The sequence below is a fragment of the Rhizobium etli CFN 42 genome (assembly GCF_000092045.1).
In the GTDB taxonomy this organism is placed as follows: domain Bacteria; phylum Pseudomonadota; class Alphaproteobacteria; order Rhizobiales; family Rhizobiaceae; genus Rhizobium; species Rhizobium etli.
In genome coordinates this window covers 2,054,199-2,071,597 of record NC_007761.1, presented here as the reverse complement: position 1 = coordinate 2,071,597, position 17,399 = coordinate 2,054,199, and the positions used below count along the sequence as shown (strand labels likewise).

19 protein-coding genes are annotated in these 17,399 nt (G+C 57.8%); 4 read left to right on the top strand and 15 right to left on the bottom strand.

The annotated features are described in order from the left end of the window. Positions 1-123: 123 nt before the first annotated feature. Both RHE_RS10150 and RHE_RS34865 read right to left on the bottom strand, forming a co-directional pair. Entirely contained in the window at positions 124-1,335 is a 1,212-nt protein-coding gene (locus RHE_RS10150; RefSeq protein ID WP_011425258.1) for a phospholipase effector Tle1 domain-containing protein, read from the bottom strand. Next, on the bottom strand, positions 1,248-1,538 hold the full coding sequence (locus RHE_RS34865) for a phospholipase effector Tle1 domain-containing protein (RefSeq protein ID WP_082239836.1): 291 nt from the start codon (positions 1,536-1,538) through the stop codon (positions 1,248-1,250). Before RHE_RS34865 ends, RHE_RS10150 begins: the two co-directional genes overlap by 88 nt. Before the next feature lie 249 nt (positions 1,539-1,787). Here RHE_RS34865 and RHE_RS10145 point away from each other — a divergent pair, with 249 nt between their 5' ends. Then, entirely contained in the window at positions 1,788-2,084 is a 297-nt protein-coding gene (locus RHE_RS10145) for a hypothetical protein (RefSeq protein WP_011425257.1), read from the top strand. A 193-nt stretch (positions 2,085-2,277) separates the two neighbouring features. Here RHE_RS10145 and RHE_RS10140 read toward each other — a convergent pair whose 3' ends face one another. The 9 genes from RHE_RS10140 to RHE_RS10105 all read right to left on the bottom strand — a co-directional run bounded on the left by RHE_RS10140 (position 2,278) and on the right by RHE_RS10105 (position 9,092). After that, positions 2,278-3,126, bottom strand: coding sequence for an EamA family transporter (locus RHE_RS10140; RefSeq protein ID WP_042118396.1), 849 nt, complete (start codon positions 3,124-3,126; stop codon positions 2,278-2,280). A 19-nt stretch (positions 3,127-3,145) separates the two neighbouring features. Beyond that, the gene (locus RHE_RS31200) at positions 3,146-4,501 is read right to left on the bottom strand and encodes an MmgE/PrpD family protein (protein WP_011425255.1); all 1,356 of its coding nucleotides are present in this window, start codon (positions 4,499-4,501) and stop codon (positions 3,146-3,148) included. A 10-nt stretch (positions 4,502-4,511) separates the two neighbouring features. Then, positions 4,512-5,225, bottom strand: coding sequence for an HAD family hydrolase (locus RHE_RS10130; RefSeq protein ID WP_011425254.1), 714 nt, complete (start codon positions 5,223-5,225; stop codon positions 4,512-4,514). Continuing rightward, positions 5,222-6,556 (bottom strand): aspartate aminotransferase family protein, encoded by a 1,335-nt coding sequence (locus RHE_RS10125; protein WP_011425253.1) that lies wholly within the window; start codon positions 6,554-6,556, stop codon positions 5,222-5,224. Before RHE_RS10125 ends, RHE_RS10130 begins: the two co-directional genes overlap by 4 nt. 8 nt (positions 6,557-6,564) lie before the next feature. Continuing rightward, a complete protein-coding gene (locus tag RHE_RS10120) occupies positions 6,565-7,002 on the bottom strand; it encodes a hypothetical protein (RefSeq protein ID WP_042118393.1) in 438 nt (145 codons plus the stop codon). Next, a complete protein-coding gene (locus RHE_RS31605; RefSeq protein ID WP_042118390.1) occupies positions 6,995-7,453 on the bottom strand; it encodes a discoidin domain-containing protein in 459 nt (152 codons plus the stop codon). The genes RHE_RS10120 and RHE_RS31605 overlap by 8 nt, the downstream gene beginning before the upstream one ends. A gap of 159 nt (positions 7,454-7,612) precedes the next feature. Next, a complete protein-coding gene (locus tag RHE_RS31600) occupies positions 7,613-7,975 on the bottom strand; it encodes a response regulator transcription factor (RefSeq protein ID WP_073990379.1) in 363 nt (120 codons plus the stop codon). A gap of 275 nt (positions 7,976-8,250) precedes the next feature. Then, positions 8,251-8,895: a DNA methyltransferase gene (locus RHE_RS10110; protein WP_011425251.1), complete on the bottom strand. Its 645-nt coding sequence runs from the start codon at positions 8,893-8,895 to the stop codon at positions 8,251-8,253. Then, positions 8,895-9,092 (bottom strand): hypothetical protein, encoded by a 198-nt coding sequence (locus RHE_RS10105; protein ID WP_042118388.1) that lies wholly within the window; start codon positions 9,090-9,092, stop codon positions 8,895-8,897. Before RHE_RS10105 ends, RHE_RS10110 begins: the two co-directional genes overlap by 1 nt. Before the next feature lie 655 nt (positions 9,093-9,747). Between RHE_RS10105 and RHE_RS10095 the strand changes: the two genes are divergently transcribed. From RHE_RS10095 to RHE_RS10085, 3 genes are all read left to right on the top strand, one after another. Then, entirely contained in the window at positions 9,748-10,800 is a 1,053-nt protein-coding gene (locus RHE_RS10095; RefSeq protein WP_011425250.1) for a TIR domain-containing protein, read from the top strand. A gap of 197 nt (positions 10,801-10,997) precedes the next feature. Beyond that, on the top strand, positions 10,998-12,701 hold the full coding sequence (locus tag RHE_RS10090) for a type IV secretory system conjugative DNA transfer family protein (protein ID WP_042119242.1): 1,704 nt from the start codon (positions 10,998-11,000) through the stop codon (positions 12,699-12,701). Then, the gene (locus tag RHE_RS10085) at positions 12,692-13,588 is read left to right on the top strand and encodes a M48 family metalloprotease (RefSeq protein ID WP_011425248.1); all 897 of its coding nucleotides are present in this window, start codon (positions 12,692-12,694) and stop codon (positions 13,586-13,588) included. Before RHE_RS10090 ends, RHE_RS10085 begins: the two co-directional genes overlap by 10 nt. Before the next feature lie 1,282 nt (positions 13,589-14,870). Here the strand turns inward: RHE_RS10085 and RHE_RS10075 are convergent. The 4 genes from RHE_RS10075 to RHE_RS10060 all read right to left on the bottom strand — a co-directional run bounded on the left by RHE_RS10075 (position 14,871) and on the right by RHE_RS10060 (position 17,391). Then, complete coding sequence (locus RHE_RS10075) at positions 14,871-15,341, bottom strand: hypothetical protein (RefSeq protein ID WP_011425247.1); 471 nt, start codon at positions 15,339-15,341, stop codon at positions 14,871-14,873. A 23-nt stretch (positions 15,342-15,364) separates the two neighbouring features. After that, a complete protein-coding gene (locus tag RHE_RS10070) occupies positions 15,365-15,679 on the bottom strand; it encodes a hypothetical protein (RefSeq protein ID WP_011425246.1) in 315 nt (104 codons plus the stop codon). A gap of 99 nt (positions 15,680-15,778) precedes the next feature. Then, positions 15,779-16,231 carry a hypothetical protein gene (locus tag RHE_RS10065; RefSeq protein ID WP_011425245.1) on the bottom strand — a complete coding sequence of 151 codons (453 nt, stop codon included), beginning with the start codon at positions 16,229-16,231 and terminating at the stop codon, positions 15,779-15,781. Positions 16,232-16,317: 86 nt separating this feature from the next. Beyond that, a complete protein-coding gene (locus RHE_RS10060; protein ID WP_011425244.1) occupies positions 16,318-17,391 on the bottom strand; it encodes a MobA/MobL family protein in 1,074 nt (357 codons plus the stop codon). Between the last annotated feature and the right edge of the window lie 8 nt (positions 17,392-17,399).

The following is a 17,399-nucleotide window of genomic DNA, read 5'->3' as shown; positions in this document are numbered from 1 at the left end:
GACAGGCGGCCGCCTCACGGCAGTCACAGTGATACGCCCTACCTTCATATCCAACTGCCGACGCTCCGGCCGACTCCGGCTGGAGCGTCTCGCGTCAACCAGCCGCTCACCGGTATGGATGGACTACTGCCATCCCACCGTAAGCCGCACGCTGCCGCGGTTGTTGCCATAGGCCTGCCAGGCATCATTGGCAAAGGCGTATAGATATCCGCTTTTGGCGGGTGTGAAGCTCGCCTTGTCACCGATCATGAAAACCTCATGCGGCGAATAGTTGGGCTTCTCGTCCGAGTCGGCGGTCGGAAACACGCCATTGGCGACGACGCCGACCAGCGAGAACCACTTGGCGTCCTCCTGGCGCCGGGTGTACCAGAAGTCAATCTGATGATTGCCGGTCAGCTTGCTGTAAAGCGCTTCGCCTTTGCCCCAGATGGAGGAAGCCATCTGGACGGCCTCGCCGAGATGGAATTTGCCGTCGTCCGTTCCGGCAGGTCCAGCGGGAATGCTGCTGTCCATCCATTCCCCCTCCGCGGAGAACCGATATTCGACCCCAGCCTCCAAATACAGGCCGGTGAAATTCCATCGCTCGGCCGCGAAAACGTCGACGGTGACCGGCGTGCCCTTGTCGAGCCGGCGCGTCTTCCAATAGTCACCCTGCGCTAAGGGCGGATTCGTGTGGCGATCCAATGCCGATTTGTGAAGAAGGGGACTGTCCGCAGCAAAGAGTGGCACGTCGCGGGGCCGCGTCTTCAGGGATTTGAACACGCCCGTGACGGAATCGTGCAATTGCCCCAACTCGTTTGCAACCATTTGGCTGGCAATGTTCTCCCGGAAGTTCAGGCCGAGCTGCTTGGCCTCGTCGATCATCCAAACGAGCGCACCATCTGATAACTCAGGCCTGCCGTATCCGCCGCCGACATCTCCGTGAACGCCTGGGAACCAGATCTGCCGCACATTGGGATTATCGTCCACGTTCGTCCACAGGGTCGGGATGAAGCTTTCACGCCTTTCGTCAATAGCCACGGCGTGGCGGGCATTCGCAACGATGGGGCTCAGGTCGGTATCGTGAAAACTGTGTTTGCTGGGATCGTCGATGAGATTGAGGAGCGCCATGTCATTGGGCACACCCAGCGCGCCGACCGTGTCCCAGACGCCGATAAAATGGATGGGCATGGAATGCTTGGTCATCTGGCCGCTCGCCACGCCGTGGAACGGCAGTTTCTTCGTTGCGGTGACTGGCTTGGCTTCCTTTATTGGCAGGCGGTAGTTGGCGAATAACTCCTCAACCGCCGCCCAAATCTCCTGCTCGGTAAGGTTTTCGCATTCAGCAGACCACACCGCGATATCATCCCGCCGAGGCTCCGCACCGTATAGGCGCCACGACTGAATCCGAAGAGCCAGATTTTTGCGCCCGGCTCATAGTTGCGCGCCAGCCAGTTGTAGGCGCTCATAATGTTCTTATCGAGCCCCTCGCCCATGCCGCCCCCGGCAATCCGGTCCCACCATCCTCCGTCGGTGCCGACACCTTTGTGGTAATAAATCCGCTGTTCTTGGCCGTTTGGTCCGCGGGTGCCAGCGCGTAGCGAAGCTTCACCACATTGGTTGGAGCCGGCAAACCGTCATCCATCTGATCCGGTGTATTCCAAGTGCCGTCGCAGAATGTGATTAAATGCAAATTCGCCTCCCGCTCCCAAGAAGAATATTGGCACGTATACTTGACAATGCCGCCTGGAGAAATTCAACATAAACTTGTAATATTTGGGAATTTTTCACCGCATTCAGGAGCAGCCATGGCGCGGCATCTGCGATCCGACAAGGATATCGACAAGTTCATTGCCAAGGCGCTTTCGAATGCGGTACGAGCCCTGCTCAATTTGGCCATCGATAAAGTTGAAGTTTACGAACGAAACGGCCAACTCGCCAGAACATGTTGGGTGACGATCAGGGGGCGACGATACGTCTTCACCTACAACTATCGTTCGGGGCAAATCGACCTCAAAGTTGGCTCTTTACAAGGTGCCCACCGATTTAGTTTTGGTAACAACACCTCTCCGGCTGCCATCACCCGTGAAGCGGCTGGCCTCTAAAGTGCGGGCAAAATATTCCAATCATGGACCTCGCCTCAGCCGATCAAACAACCTACTGTGGCGGCCAGATTCCAACTGCTTCTTGATGAAATTCTCGTAGTGTTCAATCAGTGCAAACTTGCCATAGCGCATTGGCCTCCACCTCGGAGGACGGCACCGCCGATTCCGCGTGCGTGATAGATCGCGCCTACGCCTAGGCTAGCCGCAACAAAACCAGCCCTGTCAATATTGCAAAGCTGCCTATCATCTTACTCCGATTCAACGTTTCCTTGAGTATCGTAACCGCGATCAGAAGACCAAAAAGGATATTGGTTTCTCGCAGCGCCGATACGAGCGCTACCGGCGCAACCGTCACAGCCCATACCGATATGACGTACGAAGCCATCACGAAGAGCGATCCAGCGGCCAATTGGAGAGCATTCGCACTTATGTAGCGCTCGGGCAGTTCCTTCCTTAGGAACAAGGCATAGATAGCCAGGAAAATCACGCCGTCGAGTGTAGCTCCTACCAATCCATAGGAAATGGCCGAGGAGGCGGCGCGGCTGCCCCATGCATCCAGCATGGTAAAGCAGGAGATTGTAGCACCTGCAGCGAGCGCAAGGGCCAGGGGGCTGAACGAGGTCGTGATGGAGCCAGCAGATCTCGCCAGACCGACAATCATCACGCCTGCCATTATCAGACACAGGGCGATGACGCTCGTGATCGACATGTGATCGCCGAGGAGAGGAATGGCCAGGATGGTTGTCAGAACAGGCGCTGTCCCGCGGGCCACCGGGTAGACCTGGCTTAGATCGCCGCCCTGATAAGCCTTCGCCATCAGCAGGTAGTAGCATTGCCGCAAACCGGAAGCGGCGATCGCCGGAAGGAGCCATCCGCCGTGAGGCAGGCCAATGAACACCAGCGCAACCGACGCGAAAAGACCGGCGATGATGTTGAGAGCGGCAAGGGCCAGATAAGGCCTTATATTGACCTTTGTTAAACTATTCCACGCAGCGTGCATGACTGCCGACAGCAGCACAAGAAAGAAAACCTCTACGCTCAAACAACCCCCTGCACCATCATCAAACGACCAGTGTACCCAATGTTTTCTCAACGTTGGTGCTGTCAATTAGGCATTTCAGAGTTGTCAGCGTATCCTTCGCTACATCGGAGGAAAATGCTGCCGAAACAAGTGAAAGATATTTTTCTTCCAGATCCTGTGGAGACAGAGGATTCAGCGTCTGGCCCTTGGCGTGATCTACACGTTTCTCATGACGACCACGAGGGGTATACACCTCGACGACAGCGGCCTCCTGGCCTGAACCCTCACTCGTGCTTCCGATGCCAACCGACGGATCTTCAACGATCGAAATCTTCGAGAACCAGCGCCTCAATTGCTCGGAATTGATGAAATCCCCATCGAGTTCCGCAAGCCCGACCGTCCCTCTTGCCATGACGGACGCCACGGAGAATGGAAGGCTGAATTGCGCTTCCTCGCGGTTGTTCGGGCGAGCAAAGGTAAGGCATGACACGACATACTTATTCACGCGCACGGTGATATTCTCGACCTCCTCGGGCGTGACACCGTCTTCCCGAATCTGCCGGAGCGCATCGATTGTCGCATGCGCCGCGGTGCAAACCGGATAAAGTTTGTAGGTTGGACCGGGAGCATCGAGAAATAAACTGTCTCTACCGTAGTCAGGGCCGGAAGCCACGTTTACGTTTCGCAACGCGAGCGGCCCTCTGGCGTCTTCCAGAATTCCTAGTGGACCGGTGTGACCGGACTGGGCCAATAGCGCCGCTTCGAAACCGGCGCGTGCGCTCAAGCCAACACCCAGCGCCTTCGCTGACGACCCGAAGCACCCCTTCATCCCAAAACTGCTCGCGATTGCCAAGGCGGTGGCATGAGCGCTGACTTCTGCGGTGTATCCGAGGACGTGCGCGACAGCCAACGCGGCGGCCGGAGCTCCCAGCAAAGCGGTCGTCCACCAGCCATCGTCATAAAAACGTTGTGCGCAGAGTTCCCCGAGTAATCCCTGAAATTCAAAGCCTACGGCCAAGGCATCGAAAAACACGCCGGCATCGACTTCCTTTATCGATACCGCCGCCAATAATGCCGGCAGGATCACAGCCGTTGGATGCGATTGAGCGGGATAGAGACTGTCGTCGAAATCCAGGAAGTGGGCGTGATAGCCGTTCAGCAGCGCCGCGTGGCTGGGACCGGCTCTCGTCGATCGACCGATCACGACTGCAATTCCGTTGTTGGACGGCTCCGTTAATCCGAACGGTTTTGTCGCGGATGCCGCACCTATAAACATGCACCCGACAGCGTCGATTATCGAATTGAGCGCGCGCTGGCGAGAAGAGGCGTTCTGCAGTCTCGAAACCCGCTGCCTGGCCTGATGCACCAACTCGTAACACAGTGTTGAATGCGCCATTGTGCACCCCTTATGCGGTTTTAGCGGGTATGAACATGTCTTCCCGTTGCAGGGTGAAGCAGGCATTCACAGCCTCCAAGAGCGATGAAACCCGCAAATCCGCGTCCGCCGCGGCGGATTCCGTATGTTTCAGGTTTCGGTCCAAGAGCACCGTGGTCATGTCGCAGCCGTGAGCCCCGGCCAACTCGTTGTCACCTCCATCCCCGATATAGATGCAATCCTCCGTGCGGACGCCGAGCAGTTCCGCGGTGAACCGGTACGCCTCGGTGGCCGGCTTCATCTGCCCGATTTGATAGGACAGAATTGTCGCGTCGAAATGGCGACGCAATCCGGCCATCGACAGGATGTGTTCCGAATAGCTTGAAGCGTTGCTCAGCAGACCGAGTTTGAATCCCTTACCGCGGAGGAGATCGAGCGCAGCGTGCGTGTCGTCATATATGCGGATACTGCGCAGCCACAGATAGAGATGACGTTCACCGATTTCATGCGCGAGCTTGCTGGAGCCGCTAAATCCCGCCATCTGGGCGGCGACACTGACTCGCTCCCCCATGCTGACGATCTTTCCCGACATCGTTGCCGTTCCGAGCGACTTGTAGGCCGTGAGGAACGCATTGACATCTGTTCCCAGGTCGGATGCCACCCGATCGTAGAAGGGGTTGGCCGCATCCTCCCAAACCAGGGTGCTGTACTGGTCGAAGATGACCGCCTTGTATTTGAACTTCATTCGTGACCTCCGATGGTTTCTACGACCGTGGACACAGCGCCGTGAAGAGCCAGAAGGCCGTCGGCAATCTGCTCGGCTGAAATCGACAGCGGTGGCGTAAACTTGAGAATGGTCTTTTCCCGGCCTATCGGCGCAAACACCAAGAGGCCCGATTGCCATGAGCGCTTCGCGACAAGAGCGCAGATACGTGGGTCTTTGAAGACCAAGCCGGCAGCCAGACCGACGCCCCGAACATCCTCGATGTGCGGGTGGAATTCGGCAGAGATGGCATGCAGCCCCTCCAAGAGTTGTGCACTGCGAGCCGTGACATTCGCGAGGATGTTCGAATTCGTAAATGCGTTGAGGACGGCTGTCGCGGCAGCCAGGCCTAATGGATTTCCGGAATGGGTGCTCGACAGTTCTCCGAGATTGAAGTTGCGCACGACCTCGTTCGAGCAAAGCACCATGGCCATCGGGAAGCCGTTCGAGATCCCTTTGCCACAGCAAACGAGGTCGGGTTCAATGTTCAGATATTCGTAACCAAACATGCGACCCGTTCTGCCGAACCCCGCCTGCACCTCGTCGCAGATGAGCAACGCATTGTGGGCTCGGCACCATTTTTCGATATTCGCGACGGCCGCCTTATCCGCCACCTTGAGTGAGCTGCCTTGGTAGGGTTCAATCAGAACCGCGGCGACGCCGCCTCCTTCCTCCTCGAGCTTGCTCAGTGGCTCGACGGGATCAAAACCATCGGCGACACTGTCCCTCGCAGGAAAGGGAATTCGGGTGAATGTCCTGCTATTTTGCGGGAGCCATGTTTGCTGTGCGGCGATGCCGCCGGCCGATTGAGCGCCCATCGTGCGGCCGTGGAACGCATAGTCGAAGCTGACGATCTTTTCTTTTCCGCGAGAGGCGCCGTTACGCAGCGCAATCTTGATCGCTGCCTCGACTGCCTCGCTGCCGGTGGTCAACAGCAGCGCCTTCTCGTATCCCAAAACCTCCTTCACCATGTTGAGGTAGGCAGCCCGTTCCAATGTGGGGTAGACATAGCTGTGAAGGAGGGGTCTCGAAGCAACCTCGATAATGGCGGCACCGACTGCTTCTGATCCGTGACCGAGATTGGCGGCGATAACCCCGGAGGTCCAGTCAAGCCAGATGTTTCCATAAGGGTCGAAGATTTGCGATCCTGAGGCTCTCGTCCAGACGGTTGGGAATTGGGTGAGAACCGAAGGGGGCTCGTTGCGGAAAATTTCGGAAAGTACTGCGACGCTTTCCGGAACCGGGAGTCTGGTGCCGATGCGCCGAAATTCGGTTAGGACCTTCGGCACATCTTCGGGAATAAGCTCAAACATCACCGCCCTCAACGTGCCACAAATTGCGATTGGAGAGACAGCGATGAATGGGTCACCAAAATGGAGAGCTCGGCTCCCTCAGCCCGCAGCGCGTGAAACACGTTTTTCTTGACCGCCAGCGCCTTTACAGGCTGAAGCGCCACCCTCTCGACGGCTCTTTCGTAGATGCCGGACGGTTTTGGCGTTGGAAGGACCTTCGACGTCGGATCGGGCTGATAAAATTCGCCGCCGGCGAACGAGCCGTTGTCAAACAGATAAAGACCGCCTGTGCCGGACAGTATGACATATTGGACGTCCGATTCCAGGAGCCTGTAGGGTCCGAAATCCGTCTCCGGCGGCAGGATGTAGACGCTGGATGCGAAGGAGCGATCGTACCACTGTCCAAGCTTATTGGCCTGTCCGAGGTTCGAACCCAGGGCGTTGTTCCAATCATACTCCTTAAACATTGGCGATCTCCTCATCGGCAGGGGACAGGAGCTCGAGCTCCATGAACTGGAGGAAATATTTTCCTTCAGGCCGTCGACCGACCTCGGAAAATTCCAAGCGGACTTTGGAAGTCTTGGTCGAGCCGATGTCCCAAGTGTGCCAGGCGTCCGGAGTATTGACGATCTCCTGCTGTTCCCAGAATTCTGCCCAGGTTCCGTCCTTCCACGCGCTCGCAACGATTTTGCCCGGGAAGCCGGCATCGGCGTTGATCTTCCGGGAAAGAATGCGCAATTGCTGGAGAACGGTTTCCTTCCCCAGATCGATTTCCAGGAATTCGGTAGTGGGTTGTGACCGGCTGGGCGTGCACCAGCCGGTATCTTCCCGCCCGTCAAAGAGAAACTGCTCGTTCCAATAGGGATACCGATGGCATCCGGAGGAAGCGGTAACGACACATTCGCGTAACAACTGCATTCAAACCTCCATGTAGCGGTCTGGTTGGCACGGCGATTTTCCAGTGGGTTGGAAAAATCGCCGGGAATTCGCTCGTCGTGACCGGGAGAGTGAAACAGCTGATTGATGAGCACAAGCTGTGGGGAGTCAGAGGTTTTGCCACCTAAGCGGCAGTATCATTTACAAAATTTGAGAAAAAATATCGCAGGCAATTTTTTCGGTTTGCCTGGCTGAACATGGGGGTATCGTTGTTCTCGCCGTCGCGGGAGCCATCGCAGGTGGGATCAACACCAGGACAAAGAGTAGTTGAATTAAGCCTTTGCTCAAGGCGATGGCTGCAGCTTCCACACGGGATCGAGCACTCAGCTTTAAACGTGTATTTGCCAGATGCATCCGAACGGTGTGTACCGATAGGTCGAGCCTTCTGGCGATTTGACGATCAGTCAAACCTTGGCATGAAAACTGTAAGCAGCGACTCTCTTGACGGGTTAATTTTGCAGGAAAATCAACGGCTTTAGTGCCATGGATATTCATGTCATTCATACGTGCTCTCCTTTCCGGGAAGCCGGATGCTTAATTTTGATCTTATGATTGTGGCGCAACTATAGAGAGAAAATATTTTCCTCTGAAACGCCAAAACGAAGATAGTTTTGGCGTTTGCAACCTCTAGTACGCTTGAGACGTACCGTTTCGGCGGGACCGGTGCAGAGAACGATTAACGACATGACCGTTTTGCGGTCGCGTGAGCGCATCCGAATGGATTTCGGTCGCAGAAAAATCGGCCCGACAGCGGCTTGCGCTGTCGGGCCGACCGACTGCTACGCCATGCCGGAATGAACCCGCAGACTCGCCGTCAACTGATGACGATGTTCCAGCTCCATACCCAAGTAGTCCCGTCCGCTTCGCGCGGCGGCGAGCAACGTCGAGCCGGACCCACAGAACGGGTCGAGCACCAACTCACCGGGCTTGCTGAACGCCCGGATGATCTGCTCCAGCGGACGCAACGGTTTTTGGGTCGGATGCATCCGGTTGCCGGTATAATCCCACGGCAGAACATCCGCGATCGGTTGCGCGGGCGGCGCGGCGTCGCCCTTTGCCAGAACATAGGCCTGCTCATGGTGATACCGCACGAACCGCTGCGAGGACGCATAGGATTTGACGAAGACCAGATGGCCGACCACCCGGAACCCGGCCTTACGCCAGGCTTCCATGAACCGGTCGACATGGTTCCAACCATAGAAGCTCACCGCCAACCTGCCGGGTTTGAGGACGCGATGCATTTCAGCAAAGGCGGGCTTCAACCACACAGCGTTGTTGTCGTTGGCCACGGTGCGCCCGCGACGGTCGCGGTAGCGCACCAGGTAAGGCGGATCGGTCAGGATGAAATCCACCGACCCGCCCTGTAGGCGCTGCATCAAGGTCATGCAGTCGCCGTACAGGATGGTGTTGCGGGCCGCGGGCATTAGGCGTCGTCCCGTTCGGCCTTGGGTTTGCGGACCGTCAGGCGGCCATTCATCGGCAGGGCCGACAGGATGATGTTGATGCCTTCGTCGTCACCGTGTGACCAGCCGGCGCCGATTCTGGTCCAGTGGGCTTTGTCGCCCTCCCCTTCGACGACGTAAACGGCGTAGTCGGGCTTGCTTTTTTGGGTCTGTTTCATGATGGGTTCTCCCCGTTGGTTATCCGGCTGCGCCTCTCGCGGCCGGTCGGGGAATTGAAGCGGCTACGTATCTGAGGAGAAGGCGGTCGTAGGCAACGGCCACTCGGGAGCGCAGCGAATGGAGCGGGCAGCCGATTGCCGACGGCAGAAACCAGACGCATACCCCGACCGTTCCGGCCGCGTGGCGTAGCCGCCACGGGGAAAAGCGATGAAACGGCTAGAACAGGCAAATCTTGCGTTCATGGCGAATGATGGAGATGGCCACGGAATGCCCATCCAATATGGCCGGACCATACCTCCCGCGACAGCATTTTTGTCTCCCGTGTTCACGCGCGGTAACGTGACCCAAAAGTATCATCCTTTGGGCGATCTTCAGCGCGACTTTGTGCTTGCGCTGTTGATGGTGCTCCAGGTCCTACTCACAGCGACACGCCGGATTACCCGGCTGCTGTCGGGCATTGGGCTTACCTGCTGTATTTTGTCGTCATGCACGTGTCCCGCGGTCTAAAACTCGACATTTCTCGATCTCGCCGGCGACTTTCGCCGCGCCAGGCTGCAGCAAAACGGCGGGACCATATTGCATGCACACCGGTTTCATGCCGTTCTAATGGAATCGCAGCAACAGTCGTGCCTCACCAGCGATAGGGAGGGAGCTATGCCTGATGAAGAGGAACATGGTTTCTTACATGGTTTGAAACTGCCGCCCGGCTATGCAGAAAATGAGCAGGCATTTTTGGACGCTCGCGCTCAGGCTCAAAAACTCATGGCCTCGATCAAGCAGCCACTCGTTCAATTCGACAAGGTCGATACGGAGAATGGGGTGATCGGCCCAACCGTGGTTAAGAAAAATCCACCCTTCCCGTCCAGAGCGCTGGTCATCGCAGCTTGCGATATGCTGAAGGTCTTAGGACATTCTGGCTTTGACGCTCTCCTTCTCAGATGGGATCTACCCGCAGGCGTAGGCGACGGGTCCGGTTTAGCCGCCAGGGCAACCTCTTTGGCGAAATACGCCCTCAGCGATCCCGAGCTGCGAACGGCGGAAGGGCATGCTCTTCAGTCTGAGATCGCTCGCGAAGCAGGCGAGATCTATCGCGCTGGATGGATGACCAATATTGGCGAGAAAGAGCGGGACGCCTTCAAGAGGGCTTCAGCAGTCGCCGGATCCATGGATGACGTTACAGAGAGCGGGATGCTCGTTTACGGGACAAATGACGTGCAAAATGCTGCTGTGAATGTACCTGGGCGGCCGGCGAAGCCGAAATCCAACAAAGTTTTCATCGTCCACGGCCACGACGAGGCCGCTTTGGAGAAGCTGGCGCGATTCCTCGAAAAAGTAGGGCTCGAAATCATCATTCTCAAGGAACAGCCAAACCAGGGTCGAACCATCATCGAGAAGTACGAAGGTTGCGCGGACGAAGTCGGGTTTGCGGTGGTACTCCTCACACCGGATGACGTAGGATCAGCGGCGGCCGCCACCGGCCAGGCGCAACGCGCCCGTCAGAACGTCATCTTTGAACTAGGCTATTTTTCCGGGAAACTGGGACGCGGAAAAGTCTGCCTGCTGCGCAAGGGCAACGTCGAAATGCCGTCTGACCTGTTCGGGGTCGTCTATACCGATATGGACTCGTCCGACGGATGGAAAATGGCGCTTGTGAAGGAGCTTAAGGCGGCCAAACTTGAATTCGACCCCAACCGGCTCTGGGAATGAATTTGCCAGCAATCGCGAACGCGTCGCTCACATTCTCATGAACCCAACAACCTAAATCGCGCTTAGGTCGGTTTCGGCGCCATCCCAGCTTGACCATACTGCGGACTTTATTTGGTAGAAGCCAACCCCGGATCGGATTCTGATTGATCCTCAATTTCCGATTGATATTCTCGCGCTGGTTGGGCCGGGGCGATATTGTGACCAATAAGTTTGATCCTTTAGGCGATCTTCAGCGCAACTTTGCGCTGGCGCTGAGTTCGGCAAAATGGGGACTGAAGGCCGGAAGGAGCCTCAAAGCGCGCTCCGCCCGGCGAGACGTCGAAGAGCTCTATGGTCCCGAAGTGGCCGATGCCGTCGAGGCCGCCATCCGTTCCGGTCGTGACCCTGCCCCCATCATCGAACGGGCCAAACGGGATCTCGCGGCCCGCCAGGAACGGGAGCGCCAGATTGCCGATCCTCCTCCGCTTTACGGTTCGGCCCGGTGGCCGACCTCGCAGGATCTTCGAGCCTACCTACGAGACAGGACCGCCTTCGACGATCCGCGGTCGATCCTGCTCGGCGCGTTCAGCGACGAGGGCCAGACGATACCACCGGGGTTCGTGCATTGGGATGGGGACGGGCACCTCCTGACAATCGCACCGACCCGTTCGGGCAAAGGCAAGACGACGATCATTCCGAACCTGCTGCGCTATCAGGGCAGCTGTGTGGTGCTCGACCCGAAGGGGGAGCTTTTTGAAGCAACCTCCCAATGGCGCAGCAAGCTTGGTCCGGTCTACCGGATCGCGCCCCTGGATGGCGGCTCGGGCAAGCCCGTTCATCGTTTCGATCCCGTCAGCCGTGTGCGTCGGGAATCCGATGCCCGTGCGATCGCCATGCAGATGTTTCCCCATGATCCGAAGTCGCCGGCGTTCTTTGCCGACGACGCGGTCGGTTTCGTGACGGCAATCATCATGTTTGTCCGCTACAAGGCGCCGCCGCACCGCCAGACATTGGCGACGGTGTGCCAGATGGCATCCCTCAAGGGCGCCAGCCTGCTCCAGATCGCGAAACAGATGGAAACGTTCCAGCCGTCCGCCGATGCCGCTAGGACGATCCTTGAGAAGGACCCGACGCGCGGGCTGAAGGTCCTGCAGGAAACGCTGACCAGCAAACTCTACGAATGGAAAGATGTCGATATCCAGCGCAGCGTCAGCGGCAGTGATGTCAGCTTTGAGAGCCTGAAGGACCGGCCGGCGACCGTCTATATTGAAATTCCGTTCGACATGATGAAGACGTTCTCCGGCTGGCTCCGGGTGCTGCTGAAGTCCGCCCTGGATGCGATGCTCGCCAACCCGCGCATACCGGAGCTTCCGGTGCTGTTCGTGCTCGACGAGTTCTTGAACATCGGCCCTTTCCCTGAGTACCGCGACGCGATCCGTACCCACGCCGGCGCCGGCATCCGGCTATGGTTCTTCCTGCAGGACATCTACTCGATCGAGGAACACTATCCGGGCAACAGCTGGCGACCCTTCCTGAATTGCGCCGTCAAGCAGTTCTTCGGCATCAATGACGACGACACCGCCAAGATGATCGGCGGCTATCTCGGCCACAAAACCCATGCGGTCCGGACGACCGGCGGCAGCGCCAACGTCTCGTCGCACCTCAGAGATCTCTACGGCGACGCCTCCACCAACACCAGCTTCTCGATGACGGAAGGCGTGCAGTTCCTCGGCCGCCCGCTACTGACCAGCGATGAGGTCAGGGAACTGCTGGGCGGCTGGCAGGGCGACGGCTGGCGCTACGGGATCACCGACATCGCCGGCACGCGGCCATTCAAGACGCAGCTGGTGGTACACGAGAAGAGTGAAACCTGCCGGCAACGCATCGGCATGATGATGCAAGGGGACGACAAATGGCCGTAGAGAAGGTGAATGTTCAAAATCTCAAAAATAGCAGTTTCCCGACATGGCTGAGCCTGGTGTTCGGCAGCTGGGTCGGATTGCTCTGGGGCAGCCTGATCTCGGCGCCGGTCGGAATCGGATTTGGCGTCCTTGCCGGAAGCGCGTTTGGTGGCTTCCTGGCGGTCCCGCTGTGGGGTACCATCTGGGGTCTTGTCGGCCTCGGCCGGCAGCGCGAGAACGCTATCCGTCAACAGGGCATCACGCTCCTGAAGGAAGGCGACCCGCTCGCACGGCGCGTCTACACGTTGTCTGCCCAACTCGGGCTGAAGACGCGGCCATGGGTCGGCGTAATGCCGCACAACAATGCCTACGCCATTGGCGCCCATGCCGACGCCGCCCTGGTGGTGATCGGCCAACCGTTGATCGACACGATGAGCGAGGCGGAAGTGGATGCCGTCATCGGCCACGAGTTGGGCCATATCGCCAACAATGACATGCGCCGCATGGGCCTGGCGCGCTCGTTTCAGAACTCCTTGGTGTGGTATCTCGGTTTTTCGCAGACAGTGCAGAACTGGGGCCGTTGGATCCTGACCTGGCTGTCTGAGCTGTTCGTGCTGCGCCTGTCGCGCAGCCGCGAATACTGGGCCGATGCGATCGGTGCCGCCCTCACAAGCAAGGAGCATATGATCGCCGCTTTGGAGAAGCTGCACAACGGGCCGAAGCTCAGCGAATTCGAGCGTTCCAACGCGCGACTGATGTTCCGCGGTGTGGCTGCAGGGTCTCTGCTGTCGACACACCCGACCCTCGAAGAACGCCGTGCGGCGCTCCGGACCGAGGCCTACCTGAAACAGATCCCCTTACTGACAGACCATGGCGCGATATCCCACAGTTCGCACCGCCCCCGCTAAAGCTTCAAGACATCTCGTACGCTAAAAACGCCAGCCTAGACTAGTCTCTGAGAATCGTCGTACGAATTAACGGGGCGCACTTCCTCATCTTATGCGCCCCAACTCTTGCGGGTAGCGAACAGCAAAGGCTGGGCGCCAAATTATCCGTGAATGAACAGTTAATGCAGTTGATCTCAACTACGGATTCTGCCAGCCTTTAGTAAAGCGAATCGATTCGCAGGACTAATTGCAAAGATCGGCGGAACCGGAAAACTCCCCGAATTTAGAATAACTTCGTTGCACTCGCTACGTCGCCGGCGAGGAGCTGATCGTTGTGAATTACTCAGCGGAATTCTTATGAACCAGTTCAAACCAGCTGAAGCTCCGAATCTTCTTTTGAAGGGCATGCCCGTGTTCAGACCGCTATCGAAGCGCAAGTTGAGGCTTTTAACGTACTATGCGTCCCTCGAAACCATCTCGTAACGCAACATTCTCGGCTGGCCGGGACGTCGTCCATTATTGGGACGGACGTACGATCAATTTTATCGTTCCTTTGACGGGGTCGTTTGTCGGCCCCGTTTTTCGTTTCGCAACATCCAACAGAAAGGAGAAAATTGGATGCGAAGCCATCGTAGACGAAGTGACAAAATGAAAAGGGGGCCACCGCCGAAGCGACAGCCCCCCTCTCATGCATCTCCCACTAGCGAACCCAGACCGTCATCCTCGCAAGATACATCTGAAGTTCACCTGACCAGGGAGAACTCGTTAGCCTCCGTTGTCGCTGACGCAACGTGGAAGGTTTCCGTTTTTCGATTCAGCTTGGAATTGCTGGTGATTTGCGCCCCGGCGTGGAGCGTAGATCCGGGCAAAATCGAGCTGCTCGAATTACTGGTATTCTGCTTGCTTTGGCCCAATATATTCTTCGAGATGTGCGACCATCTCGTACAGAAGTGGGTCAACCGCCGATATGGCAACAGGTAAAACGCCAGATGGCTCATCGCAATACCCCACGCCTTCACCGGCGTGGGTTTCGTTACGTTCGTGTAAAATATGCCAGATTCGGAACCAAATGGCAACATTTCATGAATCCCTGGTTCGGGGACGCCGATTTTCCGATCCCAAATCACCGAAATCCCTAATTCGGGCGAAATACACACGCACATTTCACCGAGGCCGCTATCTGAGACTTGACAGGATCACGAATCATTAATCAACCGGAATCATGCTACGCTGTCAGGTTACCCCAAAAATCCCCAATGTTTTACACAGCCACATGGGGCTTGACATCGCAGCGGGGCACTCCTTACCTGCTTTTCCACCAATCCAGATAATCTTCCGGCTCCAGATCCTCGCGGTGCATGTCCTGCAACATCCGCTCCTCGCCCTCATGGTGACGATCGCGGTCGTCCCGGTCGTGCTCCGGCGGCTCCGGCGCATCCAGCACCGGCCGCAGCCAGTCCAGGTAATCTTCCCGGGCGACCGGCACCGCTGCCTCCCAACGTTCGACCGCCGCTATCTCTTGCGCGCGCTCGTCCTGCTCGCGTATCCGGTTCTCGATGTCCTCGATCTGTGCTTCCGTCTTTCCGAGGTCATACATCAGTCCCGCCTGGTCGTTCTGGCGGTCGCGCAAAATGGAAATGGCACGACCGGTATCGGTTGAGCCCGACGCGACCGAGTGAACCGCCCGCTCGATCTCGTAATCGAGGTCCTTGACGGCCTTGTCGAGCGTCAGCGCGTGCTCTCGAAGGCGCTCCAACTCGTCTTTCAGATCCATGGTGACCTCCGGGCGAAATGCCCTCAATGGGCGTAGTGATAGGCAGGCAGGTGTTCAGGTTGGTCTTGAAGCTCGGCAACGAGATAAGCGCGCAGGCGCTCACCGGAGTTCACAAGCTCCTGGGCGCGCGCGTGGAAGTAAATCGCGCTCTGCCGCAGTTCCTCGCGAATGTTTGGTAGGGTGTCGGCCTGATGCTTGCGCAGGGCCCAGTAGGCAAGCCGCTTGCGGCGGCGGATCAGGTCGCCTTCAAGCCATGCCAACTCGTCGCGCGCCGCTTCGCGCTGTTTATCCGTGAGTTCGCGGATTCCGAATACCGAGCCAGTATAAACCTTGGTCATGACATGATGATGGGATGAATTGTGTATGTCCGCAAGTGCTACTTGTGGCTTTATTGCACCTAAGTCCGAAACCTCCCAGTCAAAGGGTTTGCCGGTAATTTAGCTGTTTCTATCTGGATATTCCTCCGGCTCCAGATCCCCGCGGTGCATTTCCTGCAGCATCCACTCTTCCCCCTCATGTCGGCGATCATAGCCCTCCCCACTTTCCAGCGTACCGGCTACGGGGAGGAGCCAATCCAGATAATCTTCCTGCGCGACTGGTCGTCCCTCAGCTAAATCGTCCGCTAAAACCTTCGCGCGATCCAGATCCGCCTGCTCGCGGATATGAGTTTCCAGACCTTCAATCCGAGCACCGATGTCGCCCAGATCGAAGGTTAATTTCGCCTTGGCTTCATACAGGTCCTGAATGCGTGAGATGGTGCGCTCACCATCACTAAGCCCAGCCGTAAAGGTGCGGACCTCTCCCGCGATTTCACCATTGAGATCGCGGATGCGTTTCCCCAGCGAGTGCTCTTCCTGTTGGAGAAGATCCAACGCCACATCATCGTTCATGGTCGCCCCCTATCGTGTTCAATGCAAACTTTGCTGAAACCACCGCGTTGGCCGCAAGAGAAATCCCTGAAAAATGATGGCAGGCACTAGCTGCGGCCTCGATCAGGTTCGCGCGATATTCCATCGTCCCCAGGTGCCGCCGGCAGCCGCTGCTCGGGCTCCAGCCAGTCCAGGTGGTTTTCCCAGCGCTCGAGGGTGTCCAGGTCAGCCACATCTTGTGACAGAGTCTTTTCTCCCAACCAATCCAGCATGTCTTCCGAGGCCAGCCGATAGGCGGCGGCTTGGTCCTCGCTCATCTCACGGGTATTTTGTCGATCAATGACCGCCCGTGCCGCAGCGATGTCGCCTTCGCGACTAATCGCGCCGGGCGGAGCATTGCCATGCATGTCGTCCAACATGCGGCTTTCCGCTTTCGCGAGTTCTCGCGGATGGATTGGCGACCCGTCCGGGTCTGGAACAGGCAGATTATCGTCGTTGTCTCGTGGTATCATCTGCGGCCTCCGTTGCTGCAGGCGGGCTCGGCGCGCCTGTCGTTCCTCTCGGTCCGGGCCGCGATGCTCGCCCGGCTTCCGTTCCAATTGACGTTTCGCATAACTCCGCTCATCGATGGCCACGGCGATGCCTGCCTTGCCCAAGGCAGCATTGGCAACTCTCGCCCAGAGGCTTCTCGCCTCGATCACAAAGGCGCGGCCGTCGGCGCTGCGGATCTTCGGCCCGAACCCTTTCTCGGTGATCACGCGCGTGGTCAGCAGCAGGTGCACATGCGGATTGTGTTGGGCGCCGTCATCGTGGATCGCAAGGTCGGCAACGAAGCCCTTGGCGGTATAGGCGTCCGCCATGGCGTGCGCCACGCCGAGCCATGCCGAGCGCGGCAACTCGCGCGGCAGTGAAAACTCCAGCTCTTTGGCAAGGCGCGCGTCTTTACGGATCTCGGCAGCTTCCACGGCGTTCCACAACTCGGCGCGATCTGCCATCCAGGATGGTGCTCCTTGCGGAAGGCGGATTTCATTGGCGACGACATCGCGTCGTCCGCCGAAGACGGACATCCGCTCCTCGATCTCGTTGGGCAGCGTCTCGCCGGCTCGATAGGCGGCGGCCGCGAGGATCGAACGTCCCTCGCCCCGGCTGATGTTCTTCACATGCAGGTGGTAGATGGCCACCAGCCTCT